21 protein-coding genes are annotated in these 17,329 nt (G+C 66.3%); 10 read left to right on the top strand and 11 right to left on the bottom strand.

Going from position 1 to position 17,329, the window contains the following annotated elements:
- Positions 1–80: 80 nt before the first annotated feature.
- From ACVWWN_RS23065 to ACVWWN_RS23045, 5 genes are all read right to left on the bottom strand, one after another.
- On the bottom strand, positions 81–2,138 hold the full coding sequence (locus ACVWWN_RS23065; protein WP_457145916.1) for an FUSC family protein: 2,058 nt from the start codon (positions 2,136–2,138) through the stop codon (positions 81–83).
- An 18-nt stretch (positions 2,139–2,156) separates the two neighbouring features.
- A complete protein-coding gene (locus ACVWWN_RS23060; protein ID WP_457145915.1) occupies positions 2,157–2,480 on the bottom strand; it encodes a ScnB in 324 nt (107 codons plus the stop codon).
- Positions 2,481–2,794: 314 nt separating this feature from the next.
- Positions 2,795–3,508, bottom strand: coding sequence for a thiocyanate hydrolase subunit gamma (gene scnC / locus ACVWWN_RS23055; protein WP_457145914.1), 714 nt, complete (start codon positions 3,506–3,508; stop codon positions 2,795–2,797).
- A complete protein-coding gene (locus tag ACVWWN_RS23050; RefSeq protein WP_457145913.1) occupies positions 3,505–3,816 on the bottom strand; it encodes an SH3-like domain-containing protein in 312 nt (103 codons plus the stop codon). Before ACVWWN_RS23050 ends, scnC begins: the two co-directional genes overlap by 4 nt.
- On the bottom strand, positions 3,813–4,238 hold the full coding sequence (locus tag ACVWWN_RS23045) for a hypothetical protein (protein WP_457145912.1): 426 nt from the start codon (positions 4,236–4,238) through the stop codon (positions 3,813–3,815). The genes ACVWWN_RS23050 and ACVWWN_RS23045 overlap by 4 nt, the downstream gene beginning before the upstream one ends.
- 193 nt (positions 4,239–4,431) lie before the next feature.
- On the opposite strand from ACVWWN_RS23045, the gene ACVWWN_RS23040 reads away from it, so the two are divergent.
- From ACVWWN_RS23040 to ACVWWN_RS23030, 3 genes are read left to right on the top strand one after another with little or no spacing between them, the layout of a single operon-like run.
- On the top strand, positions 4,432–5,157 hold the full coding sequence (locus tag ACVWWN_RS23040; protein WP_457145911.1) for an EthD domain-containing protein: 726 nt from the start codon (positions 4,432–4,434) through the stop codon (positions 5,155–5,157).
- Positions 5,154–5,597 carry a TIGR03618 family F420-dependent PPOX class oxidoreductase gene (locus ACVWWN_RS23035; RefSeq protein WP_457145910.1) on the top strand — a complete coding sequence of 148 codons (444 nt, stop codon included), beginning with the start codon at positions 5,154–5,156 and terminating at the stop codon, positions 5,595–5,597. The genes ACVWWN_RS23040 and ACVWWN_RS23035 overlap by 4 nt, the downstream gene beginning before the upstream one ends.
- Positions 5,598–5,613: 16 nt before the next feature.
- A complete protein-coding gene (locus tag ACVWWN_RS23030) occupies positions 5,614–6,411 on the top strand; it encodes an enoyl-CoA hydratase/isomerase family protein (protein ID WP_457145909.1) in 798 nt (265 codons plus the stop codon).
- A 20-nt stretch (positions 6,412–6,431) separates the two neighbouring features.
- Here ACVWWN_RS23030 and ACVWWN_RS23025 read toward each other — a convergent pair whose 3' ends face one another.
- On the bottom strand, positions 6,432–6,629 hold the full coding sequence (locus tag ACVWWN_RS23025; protein ID WP_457145908.1) for a (2Fe-2S)-binding protein: 198 nt from the start codon (positions 6,627–6,629) through the stop codon (positions 6,432–6,434).
- A gap of 10 nt (positions 6,630–6,639) precedes the next feature.
- Complete coding sequence (locus ACVWWN_RS23020; RefSeq protein WP_457145907.1) at positions 6,640–7,272, bottom strand: fatty-acid--CoA ligase; 633 nt, start codon at positions 7,270–7,272, stop codon at positions 6,640–6,642.
- A 242-nt stretch (positions 7,273–7,514) separates the two neighbouring features.
- Here ACVWWN_RS23020 and bfr point away from each other — a divergent pair, with 242 nt between their 5' ends.
- The 3 genes from bfr to ACVWWN_RS23005 all read left to right on the top strand — a co-directional run bounded on the left by bfr (position 7,515) and on the right by ACVWWN_RS23005 (position 10,026).
- Positions 7,515–7,994 carry a bacterioferritin gene (bfr, locus tag ACVWWN_RS23015; protein WP_457145906.1) on the top strand — a complete coding sequence of 160 codons (480 nt, stop codon included), beginning with the start codon at positions 7,515–7,517 and terminating at the stop codon, positions 7,992–7,994.
- Between the two features lie 139 nt (positions 7,995–8,133).
- Complete coding sequence (locus ACVWWN_RS23010; protein ID WP_457145905.1) at positions 8,134–8,616, top strand: carboxymuconolactone decarboxylase family protein; 483 nt, start codon at positions 8,134–8,136, stop codon at positions 8,614–8,616.
- A gap of 57 nt (positions 8,617–8,673) precedes the next feature.
- Positions 8,674–10,026 carry a glutamine synthetase family protein gene (locus ACVWWN_RS23005; RefSeq protein ID WP_457145904.1) on the top strand — a complete coding sequence of 451 codons (1,353 nt, stop codon included), beginning with the start codon at positions 8,674–8,676 and terminating at the stop codon, positions 10,024–10,026.
- 17 nt (positions 10,027–10,043) lie between these two features.
- Here the strand turns inward: ACVWWN_RS23005 and ACVWWN_RS23000 are convergent, their stop codons facing one another.
- The 4 genes from ACVWWN_RS23000 to ACVWWN_RS22985 all read right to left on the bottom strand — a co-directional run bounded on the left by ACVWWN_RS23000 (position 10,044) and on the right by ACVWWN_RS22985 (position 13,691).
- A complete protein-coding gene (locus ACVWWN_RS23000) occupies positions 10,044–11,816 on the bottom strand; it encodes an N-acyl-D-amino-acid deacylase family protein (protein ID WP_457145903.1) in 1,773 nt (590 codons plus the stop codon).
- A 9-nt stretch (positions 11,817–11,825) separates the two neighbouring features.
- A complete protein-coding gene (locus ACVWWN_RS22995; RefSeq protein ID WP_457149242.1) occupies positions 11,826–12,269 on the bottom strand; it encodes a nuclear transport factor 2 family protein in 444 nt (147 codons plus the stop codon).
- Between the two features lie 102 nt (positions 12,270–12,371).
- The gene (locus tag ACVWWN_RS22990) at positions 12,372–12,680 is read right to left on the bottom strand and encodes a hypothetical protein (RefSeq protein ID WP_457145902.1); all 309 of its coding nucleotides are present in this window, start codon (positions 12,678–12,680) and stop codon (positions 12,372–12,374) included.
- 93 nt (positions 12,681–12,773) lie between these two features.
- A complete protein-coding gene (locus ACVWWN_RS22985; protein WP_457145901.1) occupies positions 12,774–13,691 on the bottom strand; it encodes an SDR family oxidoreductase in 918 nt (305 codons plus the stop codon).
- 68 nt (positions 13,692–13,759) lie between these two features.
- Here ACVWWN_RS22985 and ACVWWN_RS22980 point away from each other — a divergent pair, with 68 nt between their 5' ends.
- The 4 genes from ACVWWN_RS22980 (at position 13,760) to ACVWWN_RS22965 (ending at position 17,172) form a co-directional block, all read left to right on the top strand.
- Positions 13,760–14,692, top strand: coding sequence for a dienelactone hydrolase family protein (locus ACVWWN_RS22980; protein WP_457145900.1), 933 nt, complete (start codon positions 13,760–13,762; stop codon positions 14,690–14,692).
- A 237-nt stretch (positions 14,693–14,929) separates the two neighbouring features.
- Entirely contained in the window at positions 14,930–16,036 is a 1,107-nt protein-coding gene (locus ACVWWN_RS22975; protein WP_457145899.1) for a glycosyltransferase, read from the top strand.
- A gap of 33 nt (positions 16,037–16,069) precedes the next feature.
- Positions 16,070–16,759 (top strand): YoaK family protein, encoded by a 690-nt coding sequence (locus tag ACVWWN_RS22970; RefSeq protein ID WP_457145898.1) that lies wholly within the window; start codon positions 16,070–16,072, stop codon positions 16,757–16,759.
- Between the two features lie 14 nt (positions 16,760–16,773).
- Positions 16,774–17,172 carry a hypothetical protein gene (locus ACVWWN_RS22965; RefSeq protein WP_457145897.1) on the top strand — a complete coding sequence of 133 codons (399 nt, stop codon included), beginning with the start codon at positions 16,774–16,776 and terminating at the stop codon, positions 17,170–17,172.
- The last annotated feature ends 157 nt before the right edge of the window (positions 17,173–17,329 follow it).

The raw sequence follows: 17,329 nt of genomic DNA, 5'->3' as shown, positions 1-17,329 counted from the left end.
CGTCAAACAGGTATTGGCCGCTTCGAACAACCCAAAAACCCAAAGGGCCAATGGAAAACAGTGGACGTCAGCGGTTGGATTTATTCACCCGCGGTGGGTTCGCGAGTGCCCGCGATGCCGGACAGGCTGCTGGTGATCGTCGCGACCTCGGCGACCAATGCCCGCGCGGCTCCGTTGTCCGAATCCACTAGCGCCGCTTGTTCTCTGAGCTGTTGGTGGGCGGCCGTCAACTCCGCGATGTCGACCGCCCACGGGGTGGCCGGGCTCGGGGGTGCGCCCCGTAGTGCGTCGACGTAATCATCGACGGCCGCGATGAATTCGGGGCTCAGCGCCATCGCCGGCTTTGCAGGCAGACTGCTTTCCAGGGACGTGCACGCGCTCGTGACGGCGTTCAGCGCGGTGCGGTACGACCGCAGCCAACGGCGGAGCTCGCGCGAATCGCCTCTCGTCGCGCCGGCGGCGGCCTCGAAGGCGGCACGTGCGCGGTATGCCCGCTGCCAGGCCGCCGACAGCGCGTCGGCCGGATGATCCAGTTCGTGCACGAAGGCCTTGACAACAGTTGCCGCATAATCGATCTCCGTCTTCAACAGCTCTCCGGCCCGCTGCCGCAGCCGAATCATCGCGTGATCGGGCAGCATCACATGCGCCACTACCGCGAGCCCACCACCGATGACAATCGAGAACAACCGGTCTTCGGTCGTCGCACTGGCTGCGGCGACATCGATGCTGAGCAGGAAGAACACGGCGACCGCCAGCGACATGCTCACCGCCAGGTACCCCAATTGCGTCGCGCCGTAGGTCAGCGCGAGGAACACCGCGGCGACCAGGGCGGCCGACGCCCCGGTCGGTTGCCACACCGTTGTGAGCGCCGACGCGATCAACACTCCGACGGCGATGCCCGCGACTCGGCCGATACAGCGCGTATACGTGTGTGACGTCTCCGGACGCAGCACCATCAGCGCGGTCAACGCGATCCAATAGCCGTGCTCGATCGGAGCGAACCGGTCGCCGGCAATGCCCACCGCGGTGGCCGACGACAACCGGACCGCATGCCGCAGCACCGGCGAGGTCCAGGTCAGGTGGCTGCGCACCACCACGGCCGCGGCGCCGAGCGACCCGATCAGATCGGCACGGTGAATGTCGCCGAAGCGGGATGCGGCCGCTTCGTGGAGTTGCTGCGAAAACCGCTGTACCGTAGCGGCTTCGGCACCCGTCACGAGCTCGGCCGCGGCGTCGAACCGGACCAGCGCGTGTTCGGCGTCTCGCCGCGCGTTGTGGCCGTGTTCGGCGAGGGCGTCGAGGAACACGGCGGCGGCGCTGAGCATCTGCCGAACTCCGTCATCGTGGCTGTCGCCGCGGTCGTTGCGCATTGCACACAGGGTCACGCTGAGCCGCTCGGGCATCCGGTAGCCGCCGTGATAAGCCTCCGGACGGCGGGTGGCCTGGCTGTCCACGAATGCTTCCCGCAGCCACGGCAGAGGGGAGTCCTCGACCGGGGCGCTGCGGTCGGCGGCGATGCTGCGGGCGTCGGCCGCCAACGACCGGTATACCCGGGTCAATGCGTCACGCTGCACCCGCCACCGCTGGGGCGGCCACACCGCGATGAGTGCGGCCTGCACGCAGCCCGCCACCAGTGTCAGGAAGATCGACAGCGCCACCGTCGAGATCGTCGGCGCCGCCGGCGGTGCGATCACCAAGAGCGCACCGCATCCCGCCGCCACCAAGCCCGCGTGGCCGCCGAGTGCCCACTGCATGCCCGCGGCGAAACACCACACCGCGATCACACCGATGAACAGCACGTCATAGTGCGCGGTCACGGCGCCGAGAAAGACCGCGGCGCCCATTTGGATCGACACCCCGAGTACGAGTGGAACCCTCCCGGCGGGGCTGTCCTGGAGTCCGATGGCACCGGCGATCGCGGCTGCGCCGGCCCCCCACACCGCGGCCGGCGCGACATTGCACGCCAGCCCGATCGAGGCCATCGCCAGCACCCCGAGCATGCTGCGGGCCACCGCGCCGGCGTCCGGCGTGGTGAGCCGGACGGCGTGCCACCAACCGCGGCTCGCCGGCGGGATGAGCCGGCCGATGATCACCTGCCCATTCTCGCCCCGCCGGCGTTTCCCGAACGTGGAAAGCATGCGACGACTCGCCGCCGATTACGGCCGGTTGAACCTCTCGCGGACATCTGCCATCCGGGCCCGCAGTTCGTCGGGGGTGAATGCGCCGCGGTCCATCAGCTCGTGGGCGGTAACGACCACCGAGCGGGCATGCACTGGGACGTCGCGGTACGTGGACGCGCCGAGCCCGTCCTCGGCGTGGCGTCGTTCGAGATTGTCCAGGGCGCCTCGCCAGGAGAGGCATTCACACGTCGCCTGCATGCTGGACTCCCACGGATCGGCCTCGCGCTCCAATTCGGGCAGCGCCGTCTCGCGTTGCCCGCCCGAATCGAGGGTCTCGAGCAGAACCTCGTATGGGTTCATGTCTCGACTCCCGCTCGCTTCGGTCCTCGCTCGTTCCTCGCTGCGATCCTCACTCGCGCTCGTCTTCGGGTTCATGTCTCGACTCCCGCTCGCTCCGGTCCTCGCTCGTTCCTCGCTGCGATCCTCACTCGCGCTCGTCTTCGGGTTCATGTCTCGACTCCCGCTCGCTCCGGTCCTCGCTCGTTCCTCGCTGCGATCCTCACTCGCGCTCGTCTTCGGGTTCATGTCTCGACTCCCGCTCGCTCCGGTCCTCGCTCGTTCCTCGCTGCGATCCTCACTCGCGCTCGTCTTCGGGTCAGCGCTGGTGTTGGCGCTCATGCGTTGGCTTTGACCTCCGACGGTGGCCCCGACGCCGTCCAATCCGCTTGGGGCAGCGCGACTCCGATCATCGTGTCGCGAGTGATGATCGCCGCGAGCTGTTCCTCGGTCCAGTCCTCGGTGCCGTCTGGTCGCATCGGCATCACCATGAACCGCGACTTCTGGTTCGAGTCGTGCACCCGTACCTCGACGTCGGGTCCGAAGTGCAGGCCGAACTCGGCCAGCACCTCTCGCGGCCAGCGCACCAACCGCCTGCGGTAGTTCGGGGTGCGGTACCAGTCGGGCGACATGCCCAGCACCGGCCGCGGATAGCACGAGCACAGCGTGCACACGATCACGTTGTGCACCTCGGGGGTATTCTCCAGCACGTAGAAATAGGTGTAGTCGCTGGGCGTTCCTACGCCGGTCGGGTCGAGCCAGTCGATTCCGACCTCCTTACAGGCCTCGGTGCCGTCGGCGAGCAGCCGCTCCTTGAAGTCGGGGTCCGTCCAGGCCTTCGCGACGAGCCTGGAGCCGCCGCTCGGCCCGATCGATTCCGCCCATTCGGAAAACCGCCGGTGGTCTTCCTCGGAGAACAACCCCTTCTCGATGGCGAGCTCACGCACCGCCTTCTCCAGCACCTCGAATTCGCTGAGCTGATCGGATGCCTGGATCGGATCGTGGGCACCATGGTCGTGGTCATGACCATGATCACTGTCGTCGTGGGTCACTGATTCTCCTTCGCCGGCTCGAGCCAGTGCTCGGAGACCTCGGTCTCCAGCGTGTCGACGTCAAACCCGGTGTAGTTGGGCCACAGGTCAATCTGGCGAAACCGGACCACGTAGAACGGTTCATATCGGCCGCCGCGTTCCGCGTCGTCGCGGCCCCACGCTTCGTCCTCCGGAATCACCCATTCAGGCCGGAATTCGACCACCGTTCCCGTCTTGCCGCGGGTGAATGCCTGCGTCCTGGTGTGAAACAGGGTCGTGCCGTCCTTCACCGTGACGCGGTCGCCGATTTCGTATTTGTACTGGCTCACGCGTCGGCCTCCAATCGCGCTCGCACGTCGTCGATCTTCGCGGTCAATTCGTCGGGCGTGATCAGTCCCTTGTTCACCAACACCTTGGCGGCCACCGTCGCCCAGCGTGCGTAGTAGGGCAGACCGAAATACAGGGTCGCACCGAGATCGTTCTCGGCGCGCCTGCGCTCCTCGGAGTTCCACGCACCGCGCCAGCCGAGGCATTCGCACGTGACGTAGGTGTCCATCTCCCATTGCTCTTCGGGTTTTTCCTTGAACGGCAGCGGGAGATCGATCTGGCCGCCGACGTCGTGCAGCACGTGCCGCAGCGCTGCGTACAACTCATTCGAGATCTCATACGGCGAATCCAGGGGGTCACGAAAGACCGGCGCGAGATCAGCGACCCGACCTGCCACCGAATCGAAACTGCGGGGTGGGGACACCGGCACCTCCAACACAAATAGAAATTGACGTGTGCGTGTATGACTGCGGCGAGGTACGCGGCTTCGTCAGGTCGTGAAACCACAACCGCCCGACCGAAAATGAATCCACCACCCCTCCGGTATTCGAAGTTATCGGAAACCAGTGCGATCACGGGGGAAGAAACGAAATATCGGCGTCGGCTAAATTCGGGTGGTGGAAAAAGTGATCATCACGCTTCGCGGAGCCGAGGCCGACGAAGCGTGGTGCGCGAGACTGCGCGCACACGTCGCGGCCGATCTACTGGACCTCGAAGTGCCGGGACTGGTGATCAACGTACGCGACGACGCCGTGCGGAACTCGCTGATGACACTGTCGACGATGGATCCGCCGGTGGTCGCGTTCGTGACCGTGTGGACACAGCAGTACTACGGCGATCAGGTGCACGCCGCGATCGCGCGACTGAATGAGGAATGCGAGGACGTCGCGGCCTACCTTGTCACCGAATCCGTTCCGTTGCCGCCGCCGGCAACCGTGCCCGGGCAGCGCACGGTCGGCCTGGCCAACGTCGCACTGCTGCGGCGCCCGGGCGAATTGGACGAGGCCACGTGGAGATCGCGGTGGCATCTGGACCACACGCCGGTGGCCCTCGCGACCCAGTCCACCTTCGGCTACATCCAGAACACCGTCGTGCACCCGCTGACTGTGGCGGCGCCCGTCATCGCCGCGATCGTCGAGGAGCTTTTTCCGCAGGCGGCGATCTCCGATCTGCATGCGTTCTTCGGGGCTTCCGATGACGACGATCTGCGGGACAGAATGGAGCGCATGGTGGCCAGCACAGCAGCGTTCGGCGCGAACCGTGATGTCGACACCGTGCCGACAAGCCGGTACGTGTTCCGCAGCCCCTTCGGCAGCCCCGGCTCGCGGACGGTGAACCGATGACCACGCTCGACGAAGCGGTCGCCCTCGCGGACGAGGACAGCGGGCTGGCGGTGGTGTCGACCCTGCGCGCCGACGCGACGATCCAGGCGTCGCTGGTCAACGCCGGAGTGATCCCGCATCCGGCGACGGGCCGGCCCGTTTTGGCGTTCGTCACGTACGGCAAGGTGAAGCTGGCCAACCTGAGGGCGCGACCGCAACTCGCGGTGACGTTCCGCAAGGGCTGGATGTGGGCGACGGTCGAAGGGCACGGCGAACTGGCGGGCCCCGACGACCCACAACAGTGGCTCAGCGACCCCGACCAGTTGCGTCTGCTCCTTCGCGAGGTGTTCACCTCGGCGGGAGGAACCCACGACGACTGGGATGAATACGACCGGGTGATGGCCGAGCAGCGGCGCACCGCCGTGCTGATCGCCCCCAGTCGGGTGTACAGCAACGGCTGACGTTTACGCTGCTGCCGTGGAAGGCGCGCACCAGGAGCAAAACACCTCACTGCTGATCGACGACGACGGCAGGGTGCGCACCCTGACCCTCAACCGCCCCGAAGCTCTGAATGCGTTCAACGAAGACCTCTACCACGCCACGTCCGTCGCGCTGCGCGATGCGGCGACCGATCCGGAGGTCGCCGTCGTACTGCTGACGGGCGCCGGGCGAGCGTTCAGTGCAGGCAACGATCTCAAGGAAATGCAGCTTCGCATCACGGACCCGAGCTTCAACGATCGCGGCAGCCACTTCACGGACATGGTCGATGCGCTGACGGATTTGCCGAAGCCGCTGATCTGTGCCGTCAACGGCGTCGGAGTCGGCATCGGCGCAACGATTCTCGGTTATGCGGATCTGGTGTTCATGTCATCGACGGCACGCTTGAAGACCCCGTTCACCAGCCTGGGTGTCGCGCCCGAGGCGGCGTCCTCTTATCTTCTGCCCCGGTTGATGGGCCGGCAGAACGCCGCATGGCTGCTCTTGTCATCGGAATGGATCGATGCCGCCGAGACCCACCGGACGGGCCTGGCGTTCAAGGTCTGCGAACCCGACGAGCTGCTGCCTGAGGCGCGCAAGCACGCGGAAATACTTGCCTCCCTGTCGATTCCGAGTCTGATGGCGGTCAAGCAGACCATCGTCGAGCCCACCCGCGGCGAGATTGCCGCCGCGACAGCGAGGGAGATAGCGCACTTCGCTGCCCTGCTCGGCGCCGCGGCCAACGTCGAGGCGCTCACCGCATTCACCGAACGACCCGAAAAGCGCGCTCCCGACTGATCTCTGCGCCGACTTCCCGGCTAGCGACTGATGCGCTCCGTGGTACGGCCGTTCACGGCAAAATGCGCCTCGATCATCGCCCGCAGCGTACGGCGGCACCGGCCGCAGTCACCGCCGGCACCGCATGCCTCGGCGATCTGTTTCGACGTACAGGCACCGTTGGCCACCGCCTCGCTGACCGCGTGGCTGGTGACTCCCATGCACAGACAGACGAACATCGCGGCCCCGTCAACTCGGCTCTTCGACAGCCATGAGATGGGCGAACTTGCCGACGAACTGGGTCGGATAGGCGCCGAGACCGGCGTTGCACATCCACTCCGCGGCGGCGTCGGGATGCTCGATCCACTGCCGGGCGCTGACCTCGTCCTCGATCTCCTGGAGGATCATCACTTCGTGACCGTCGTCGAGGGCGCCGTAGACCCAGATCTTGCGCACGCCGCCGCTCTTGAAACGGTCGAGACCGTCGTGCACCTTGACCATCAGCGCCGACACATCCCCGACGGAGGACATCACGCCCACCACGACCTGGCCGACGTGCTCTTCGGACGACGGGCCGTACAGATCGATCTTCTCGACGACCTCGCCGCCGAATATCGGCGGAATGTCGTCCGCGCCGGAGATGTCGAACCATTCGAATAGCGCCGGCGATCGCAACACCTCTCGAATTGACCGGGCGTGACGAATTCCGATTGTGACCAATACCCGCCGGGGCTCCCAAATCGATTCGTAGAGAACCACATGGTGCGCACCGATGGCAGCGAGACCATCTTTGTGCTTTTTGATCCATCGCCACATTTGTTCGACATCATCGACGCGGTAATCGCACGCGAGAATAAGCGAGTGCAAATCGTACTCACTCATCCGTTTTCCCGTCTGGCCGAGGCCGTCGCGTTGTCGTTAGCGCAGTCTAACCTTAGTTAGCTTAGCCAGTCCACCGCCTGCCGGCCGATCGCGTCGCCCGGAGCCGAAGTTTGTTGGCGGAGCGCGTGAAACACGCCTACATCAGTGGAGATGGTTCGCCAGGCCGGTGGGCGCTGCACTAGATTGAACGGGCACGACAGTCTGCGACACTCGACCAGCCCCCACGTTGCTTAGGAGCGACCATGCAAGGCGACCCGGACGTTCTGAAATTGCTCAACGAGCAATTGACGAGCGAGCTCACGGCAATCAACCAGTATTTCCTGCACTCCAAGATGCAGGACAACTGGGGCTTCACCGAATTGGCGGAGCACACTCGAAAAGAATCGTTCGAGGAAATGGTGCATGCAGAGCACATCACCGATCGCATCCTCATCCTGGACGGACTGCCGAATTACCAGCGCCTCTTTTCGCTACGTGTCGGTCAGACGATTCGTGAACAATTCGAAGCCGATCTTGCCATCGAATACGAGGTGATGGCGCGGCTGAAGCCCGGCATCATCATGTGCCGCGAGAAGGGCGACGCCACCTCCGCCAACCTGCTCGAGAAGATACTGGCCGACGAGGAACTGCACATCGACTATCTCGAGACGCAGCTGGAACTGATGGTGAAGCTGGGCGAGGAGCTCTACTCGGCCCAGTGCGTGTCGCGGCCACCGCAGTAGCCCAGGCAGAACCTCGTTTACCGCCCGCTATGCGCTGCGCACGGCCGATCGACTGCGCTCACGCCCGGGTGAACCGTGACAGGGTGATCGGAAACTAGAACGTGTTCCAATCAGGGGCGCTCGGGCGTACGATCCCGCCATGAGCCGAATTGGACCTTACGCCGATGACGACGCCGCTGCCTGGGTGGCGAAATCGCCCGATATCGGTGTGGCGATGGCCCGCTTCACCACCGCGGTCTACACGAGGAACCGGCTGCCGATGCGGGTGCGGGAGTTGGCCAGAATGGTCATCGCGCTCGACAACGAGTGCGTGGTGTGCCAGCAGACGCGCGACTCCGACGGCATCGCGGCGGGTGTCGACGAGGACCTCTATGACCATGCCGCCGAATGGCGCACCTGGCCCGGGTACAGCCCCGCTGAACGCATCGCCGCCGAGTTCGCGGAACGCTTCGCCAGTGACCACACCGCGTTGCGGGACGACGAGGATTTCTGGGACCGCTGCAGCGAGCAGTTCAGTGACGAGTTGTTGACGGATCTGGCGTTGTCGTGCGCCATGTGGCTGGGCATGGGTCGCATGCTGCGAACGCTCGATATCGGCCAAACATGCAAAATCACGCTGTAGTTTTCGTCACCCGGTTCCTCTCTGCCGAACCCCCCGAGTTCCTTCTAAGCTGCAGGCATGGCAGCCAAACCCCTCGCCGCAGCGGCCATTGCCCAACTGGAGGCCGACGGGGTGGCCACCCTGATCGGCACCGTGGTCAACCCCGCGGGGCTCACCCATGCGAAGACGGTGCCGCTGCGCCGGATGGGGGCCTTCGCTGATCCAGGCCTCGGGGCGAGCCCGGTCTGGCATGCGTTCGGCATCGACCAGGTCGGTGTCGTGTTCGGCGACGCACTCGGCGTGGTGGGGGACCAGCGCATCCGCATCGATCTGGGCGCGCTGCGCATCCTCGGCGACGGATTGGCTTGGGCGCCGGGCGCTTTCTACAATCAGGACGGTTCGCCCGACCCATACTGTAGCCGTGGTGTGCTGCGCCGGGTCGAGGACAAGCTGTCCGACGCCGGAATCAGCGCGGTGGTCGGACACGAGATGGAATTTGTGCTCGTCGGACCCGACGGCGCCGCGTTGCCGTCGCGCATGTGGGCGCAGTACGGCCTGGCAGGGGTACTCGAGTTCGAGGGCTTCGTTCGCGATGTCACCAATGCGGCCACCGGATCCGGCGTCGCGATCGAGCAGTTTCATCCCGAGTACGGGCTCAACCAGTTCGAGATTTCGCTCTCGCCGCAGTCGCCGGTGGCTGCCGCGGACCAATTGATATTGATGCGCATCATCATCGGCCGGGTGGCCCGGCAGCACGGGTTGCGGGTGAGCCTGTCTCCGGTGCCGTTTGCGGGCAGCGTCGGATCGGGTTCACATCAACACTTTTCGATGCGGCGCGGTGAAACTCCGCTGTTCTCCGGTGGTGCCGGCGCCGCGGGCATGACGTCCGAGGGGGAGTCCGCGATCGGTGGCCTGCTCGCCGGCATACCGGCAGCCCAGGGCATCCTGTGCGGCTCGATCCTGTCCGGACTGCGGATGCAACCAGGTCACTGGTCCGGCGCGTATGTCGGCTGGGGCACGGAGAACCGGGAAGCCGCAGTGCGTTTCCTCGCCGGAGGACCCAGCAACCCTTACGGCGCGAACGTCGAAGTCAAGGTCATCGACCCGTCTGCCAACCCGTACTTCGCGACCGCAGCGATTCTCGGGCTCGCTCTGGACGGAATCGAACGTGAACTCACGCTGCCGCCGGAGACGACGGTCGACCCCGCCCAACTCACCGACGCTCAACGCCAACAGGCCGGTATCACGTTGCTGCCGACAAGCCCATCCGAGCCGCTCGACGCCCTCGACGAATCCGCTTTGTTGAGAAGCATTCTCGGCGACGAGCCGGTGGATGCCATCGTCGCCGTGCGGCGTTACGAGCAGCAGAACTACGGTGATCTCAGCCCGGAGGAGCTCGCGGAGAAGTTCCGACTGGCGTGGAGCGTGTGACTCAACGCCCCGGCTGACTACCGGACCCCGCGCAGCAGCCGACCGGGCCGGGCGCCGGTGTCAACTCCGTTGCGTCGGGTCACTTCTCCGCTGACAACGGTCGCGTCGTAGCCCTTGGCGCCTTGGATCAGCCTCCGGCCGCCGGCCGGCAGGTCGTAGGCCATGCGCGGCAACTCGAGCATCAGGCCATCCATGTCGATGACATTGAGGTCGGCCTTCTTGCCCACAGCGATGACGCCCCGATCGGACAGACCGTACAGCGTTGCGGTTTCCAGCGTCTGTTTGCGTACCACGTACTCCAGCGGGAACTTCGGACCACGGTGCCGGTCGCGCGCCCAGTGGGTCAGCAGGAACGTCGGGTAGGACGCATCGCAGATCAGCCCGCAGTGCGCACCGCCGTCGGACAGACCGGAAACGGCGGCAGGGTGGGTCATCATCTCGTAGATCACGTCGTGGTTCCCCGCGGCATAGTTGTAGAACGGCAGCATCAACAGTGCCGAGGTTTCCGATTCCAGCATCAGGTCGTACATCGTGGCCAGCGGGTCCTCGCCGCGGCGCTCGGCGATCGCCGCCACTGTCTGCTCGGCCGTCGGCTCGTAGTCGGGCGGGTCGCCGATCGCGTAGATGCGGTTCGCGCTGTACTGGATGAGGGCGTACATGCCGTCGAACAACGGAAGCGGCTGCGGCGGAAGGTCATCCTCGGACAGGATCGCCGCGCGCACCGCCGGCTCGGCCAGGCGGCGCGCCAACTCGTCGCGGTCCAGCTGCGCCTTCAGCTTTCGGAACGTGGGCCGGTGGGTGAACGCGTGGTAGCCGGGGAAACCGAACAACATCCCGAACGGTCGCGCGGCGATCTGGGCGTAGAGCTCGATTCCGTTCTCGAGCGCCTTCCCCGCACGATCCAGCATGTCCCGCCACAGGTCCGGAAGTCCGGACGACTGGATCATGCCGAACGACACGGGCCGTTCGATCTCGGCCGCCAGCTTGGTCATCCAGTCGAGCTCTCTCATCGACACCTCCGCGGGGCTCTCGCCGGCGATGCCCTCCGGCGCCACCTCGAACACCGCGCGGCCGCCGGCTGCCATCGCCCGCCCCAGGCCGAACAGCTCCCGCTCGGCCGCGTACGTCCCGGGCACCGCCTCGCCGTCGATGGCGCGATGCCCCTCGGTGCGGGACGTCGAGAATCCCAGTGCGCCCGCCTCGATGGCTTCCTGGACGATCCTCGCCATGGCGGCGATGTCGCCGTCGGTGGCCTCTTCGTTGCGGGCACCGCGGTCACCCATCGCGTAGCCGCGCACCGCGCCGTGGGCGATCTGGGTGCCGAAATCGATGGCGAGTGGACGCTTCTCGATCGCGTCGAGGTATTCGGGGAAGCTCTCCCACTGCCAGGTGATCCCCTCGGCCAGGGCGGATCCGGGAATGTCCTCGACGCCTTCCATCAATTCGATCAGCCACTGCTCGCGACCGGGTGCGACCGGGGCGAACCCCACCCCGCAGTTCCCGCCGACAACGGTGGTGACGCCGTGCAGGCTCGACGGCTCCAACAGCGGATCCCAGCTGACCTGCCCGTCGTAATGGGTGTGGATGTCGACGAACCCCGGCGCCACGATGCCACCGATGGCATCGATGGTCTGCGCCGCAGGGTTCTCGGAGCCCCTCAGCCCTGCCTCGTCACCGGCGCATCGGCGCACCTCGACGATCTTGCCGTCCTTGATGCCGATATCGGCGCGGAATCGGTCGGCGCCTGTCCCGTCGACGACGGTCCCGCCGGTGATCTTCAGGTCGTACATGGGGCGTCCTCAGACCAGACCGGTGGCGTCGAAAATCCACGACATGTCGGAAGTCATGAGGTTCTCCACCCAGTTCGGCGGTGCGGAATTGGCCAGCGTCGCCATGTCCCAGTAGTCCCTCCAGAGCGTGATCTTGCCATTCTCCACGCGATGGACGCTCACAAATCGATTCACCGCGGACTCGCCTGTCGGCCAATACCATGCCTCATGGTGCTCGTACATCGCATCCGCGCCGTTGGTCAGCAGCAGACCGGGAAAGTTCTCATAGGACTCGAGCTGATCAAAGGCGATCCGGATGCGCTTGACGATGTCTTCCGGCCCGCGGGCAGCCGCGGCCGGGCCATAGGGCACGTCGTAATAGATGCAGTCGTCGGACAGGAAGGTCTTCAGCGAATTCCAGTCCCGGGCCGACAGCGCCTTCCACATTCCGACGACCGTATGCTCAACTGACACTTGCCAACTCGCCTTCATTCGAGGTAACGGCCAGCGCCTTGTGCGCGGCGCGCAGGAACCTGCCGGTGCGGTGCGTGCCGACGAGCCCGGTGGCCTTGCCGTTCAAGAACACCGCGCGCCCACCCAGCGTGCCAGGCCGCCGTACTGTTCGACGCGGTCCCCGGCGTAGTCGTCCAGCGACGCGTCGAGCCGCGCCGGGTCGACGACCAGCAGGTCGATGATTCCGACAGTGACGCCGGGCATCACCCACGTGCCCGCCGCGCCGACGGTGAGCGGGCAATCCGTCGCATCGAGCTCGTGGGGCGTGATCGCCACGACCCGGCCGTCGCGGATACCGAGGTTGCGCTGCGCCGACGGGCCGCCGCTGCCAGCGAACCAGCGGCCGTTACGAATGACGATGTCGTGGCTCACCAGGTCATCGAACAGCGCGTGGTGGCGGGTGTCAACGGAATCTGTGAACAGATTTCGAGAAATGTCTACTTGGCACGCTGCCGGCGGCGCTGACTATGTCCAGCCATCCGGTTGGCGGCCGTCGGTGTCGGTGAAGCCGTACTCCTCCGCGAGTTCGGCCGAGGTCACCGACCGCTGATTCCAGCGCGACCTGTCCGAGTCGGCGGCGATCGCGACCACGCCCCTTCCGACGTACCGAGGCGTCTCGGACTCGGCGAAGCCCGGGGGAGCGATCGGGCCGTCGGACCGGTACGGGTCCAGCGCCGTCTGCCAGTTCTCCTCGGAGACCTGCCAGTTGTCGAGCATCATCTCCGACCGCAGCCAACCGGGCGTCACGGCGACGGCGGTGGCGCCGAACACCCTCAGTTCGTGGCCGTGGCTGAAGGCGAGCCGGTTCACCGCTGTCTTGGACAGGTCGTAGAAAACCGAGATCCGGTAGGTGGCGTCGTTGAATTCCTTTGTCCCGTCGGTCACCTCGACGAGCAACCCGCCGGGCCCGGTGACCAGCAGCGGCAGCAGACAGTGCGAGGTGATCAGGTGGGTATCGATGCCGAGCCGCAGTATCCGCAGCCCGTCGTCGAGATCGTGTTCCCAGATCGGTTTGTTCCACGACGACGGGCCGCCCTTGAGGATCTCGGCTCCCCATATGTCGTTGACGAGGATGTCGATCCTCCCGTGGTCGGCACGGATGCGGTCGGCAAGCCCACGCACCTGAGCGATGTCGAGGTGGTCGACTTGGACCGGAATGCCGACCCCGCCGAGTTCGGTGACCAGTTCGGCGGTCTCCTCGATGGTTTCGGGGCGGTCGTAGTCGGAACCGGCGTTGCCCGTGACGCTGCTGCGGCCCGTGCAGACGACGGTGGCACCGGCCTCACCGAGCGCCGCCGCGATGCCGCGGCCTGCGCCACGGGTCGCGCCGGCGACCACGGCAATGCGGCCGTGCAGCGCGCCGCGATCCGGTGTCCATTCCATGAGTCTGAGTATTGCCTGTAAAGGCATTCGTCAACGGCGATTCAGCTTCCGGAGGCATACTCGCGAAGGTGACACCGCTACAGCGCTATATCGCCGAAGAAATCGCCACCGACCACGTCGACGGTCTGCTGTCCAGACGCGAGGCCCTGCGCAGGCTCGCGCTGCTGGGCGTGAGCACCGCTGCTGCCACCGCCCTGATCGCCGCGTGTGGGGAGAACCAGAAGCCCACCGCGGAGGCCCCGGTGACCTCCACCGGCGCCGCCACCTCCAGTGCCGCCGCCACCCCGAGCGCCGCCGCGCCGCCCGGCATGGACAAGGCGGTGCCCACCGCACCCATCACCTGGACGGGTCCCCAGGGCGAACTGCAGGGGGCGTGGGCCGAGGCGCCGGCCGCCCGCGGAGGAGTGCTGGTCATTCACGAGAACAAGGGCTTGAACGACTGGGCCCGGTCGGTCGCGTCCCGGTTCGCCGGCATCGGCTATTCCGGGTTGGCCATCGACCTGCTGTCCGGCCAGGGCGGTACGGCCAAGTTCACCGACCCCGCCGAAGCCACCGCGGCGCTGGGCAAGATCGCGCCCGAGGAATTCGTCGCCAACCTCAAGTCGGGTGTCGGCGAACTGCAGCGCCGGGTCCCGGACAAGAAGGTCGCCGTGGTCGGCTTCTGCATGGGCGGCGGCCTGGCCTGGCAGCTACTCGCGTCCGGCGAGCCGCAACTGGCCGCGGCGGTGCCGTTCTATGGCCCCGCTCCGGACAATCCCGACTTCTCCGGCTCGAAAAATGTTGCAGTCCTTGGGTTCTACGGCGCGCAAGATCAGCGCGTCACGTCCACGGAGCCGGTCGTCAGGGCGGCGCTCGAGAAGGCCGGACTGGTCCACGACCTGATCACCGAACCCGATGCCAATCACGCCTTCTTCAACGACACCGGTGACCGCTACAACGCCGCCGCAGCCGAGGACGCCTGGCGCCGCGTGCAGGACTGGTTCAGCAAATACGTCGGCTGACCACCATCTCCGCGAGCGTGCGTGTCTGAGCCCGACACGCCGCGGATTTCCGCGAGTTCGCGCACCGTCGCGACAATCCACGGTGCAGCGAGCGTGCGGAAACTCGGGAGTCGCAACGGCGTGTCGCCGGCGGACACGCACTCCCGCGGAGAGTGGGGGCGGCGTGTTCACGCACCGTTTTCCCCACGGTCGGTGTCGCGTTGTTGACCGCACACGCGTGCCAGTTCTGATTCAGCCATGCGGGTGGTTCAGGTCGCCAACTTCTACGGCCCGCGTTCGGGAGGCCTGCGCACTGCGGTGGACCGGCTGGGCGCGGAGTACTGCGCCGCGGGCCACGATGTCTTCCTGGTGGTGCCGGGCCGCTACTCCCAGTGGCACGAACTCCCGTCGGGGGTGGTCCGTATCTCCCTACCGGCCAGACTGATCCCGTTCACCGGCGGCTACCGCGCGGTGCTGCCCGGACCGGTGACATCGCTACTGGAGCAACTGGCGCCCGAGGCGCTGGAGGTGTCGGACCGGCTGACCCTGCGTAGCCTCGGCGGCTGGGGGCGCCGGCACGGGGTGGCCACCGTGATGATCTCGCACGAACGCCTCGACCGACTGGTCGGACAGATACTGCCGGCTCGCGTCGCCCGCACGATCGCCGACGCCGCCAACCGTCACACGGCCGCCAACTACGACGCCGTGGTGTGCACGACGGCATTCGCGCGGGAGGAGTTCGACCGCATCCACGCGCCGAACGTCCTCACGGTGCCGCTGGGTGTCGATCTCGACCAGTTCCATCCCAGCCGCCGGTCGGCGCTCGTGCGGGAATGCTGGGTGCGACCCGGGCAGACCCTGCTCGTCCACTGCGGCCGGCTGTCGGTGGAAAAACATCCCCATCGCAGCATCGATACCGTTGCCGCGCTGCGTGATTCGGGGGTCGACGCGCGACTGGTGATCGTCGGGGAGGGCCCGCTGCGGGCGCGGCTGGAACGCCAGGCCGCCCGGCTGCCGGTGGATTTCACCGGCTACATCGGTTGCCGGAACACGGTGGCCACCATCCTGGCGACCGCCGATGTGGCACTGGCACCCGGTCCGCACGAGACGTTCGGGCTGGCCGCCCTCGAGGCGTTGGCCTGCGGCACTCCTGCCGTGGTGTCGCGGACCTCGGCGCTGGCCGAGATCCTCACCTCCGAGAGCGGGGCGACCGCGGACAACGACCCGGACGCCATCGCGCGTGCCGTCGCGTCGATCATCAGCAGACCCGAACGGCTGCGGCGCAACAGCGCACGCCGACGGGCCGAGCAGTTCACCTGGCCCCGCTCGGCGGCCGGCATGCTCGGCGCTTTGGGCGCAGGCTAGGCACGGTCGGCGGCGCCGGGCTAGGTTGTCCGGATGGTTGGCCCAGTTACCGGCCCCGCGGACGCCCAGCGGACGAGAAGCCTGTGGTTCGCCCTCCTGCTCACATTGGCCAACGGTTTCCTCGACGCGCACACCTACCTGGCGCGCGGCGGAGTGTTCGCGAACGTCCAGACCGCGAATGTCATCTTCGGCGCCATCGACTTCTCCGAGCGCAAGTTCGCGCTGGCCCTGGCTCATCTGTGGCCACTGCTAGCGTTCATCGCAGGCGTGGGGCTGGCCTCGCACATCAAGTCCGGTCGCGTGGAGCGCAAGGTGCCCCGGCCGCTGATCTGGACGATGGCGGTTCAGGCCTTGGCCTTGGGAATCATCGGCTTCGTTCCGCCGTCGGTGCCGCACAGCTATGTCACGGTGCCGATCAGCTTTCTGGCAGCGGTCCAGATCGGTCTCTTTCGCAATATCGGCGAACTCGTCTACCTGCCCGTCGCCACCACGGGGAATCTGATGCGGTTCGTCGAGGCCGGCTACGACGGGTTCGTGGAGAAGAAGGCGGCCTCCCGGCGCGCCTTCGCTGTCTACGGCTCCTTGATTCTGGCGTTCGCCTCCGGTGCGCTCATCGGCGCGATCGCCAGCCGCGCCTGGGGTGTGCACGCCATCTGGTTGCCCTCTGGATTTCTCGCCATCACTCTTTGTCTGTTCATCATCGATGAACAGCACATGCGGTGAACTACCATCCAGAGATGATCCGGTTTGCTGCGATCCTTGCCGCCGTGGTGGCGTTGGGAATGGCCGGCATCACGCCGGTGGCCGGCGCCGAACCGGGCCCGCCGCCATGCACCTACACGCTGTCCCCGCCGCACGTGGTCGACCTGTCCGGCACCAGTGTGGTGACGGCGACGGTGTCACCCGCGGCGTGCGATCAATCGATGACGTTCCAAATGGTGGCATGCGTTCAGCTGCAGGGCAGCAGCGACGCCGAACAGTGCGCCCTCGGGCAGGGGATCCTGCCCGCGCAGGTCTTCTACCAGCCGTACCGGCCCGGCGCGACGTACATCGCCACCGGCAGGGGATGCGCCTCCAAGGGCAATCCACCACAGCCGTTCTGTCAGCCGAGGGGACCGCTCGTCGCTACTCTCTAGTCGTCGAACCACGGCCCGTAATCCGTTGTCCCACAGTGGGTTCCGGCCCCGTTTACGCCGTTTACCTTTCCGGATCGCGACTCCGAGCTCCGAAACGGGCCATCGGTGAACCGAATTGGATCGGCAATCGTGTCTCTTACGAAAAGCGCATCCGGTC

The organism is Mycobacterium sp. URHB0021 (assembly GCF_054057895.1).
The sequence above is the reverse complement of the archived record's forward strand: the minus strand, read 5'-3'. Positions and strand labels throughout refer to the sequence as shown.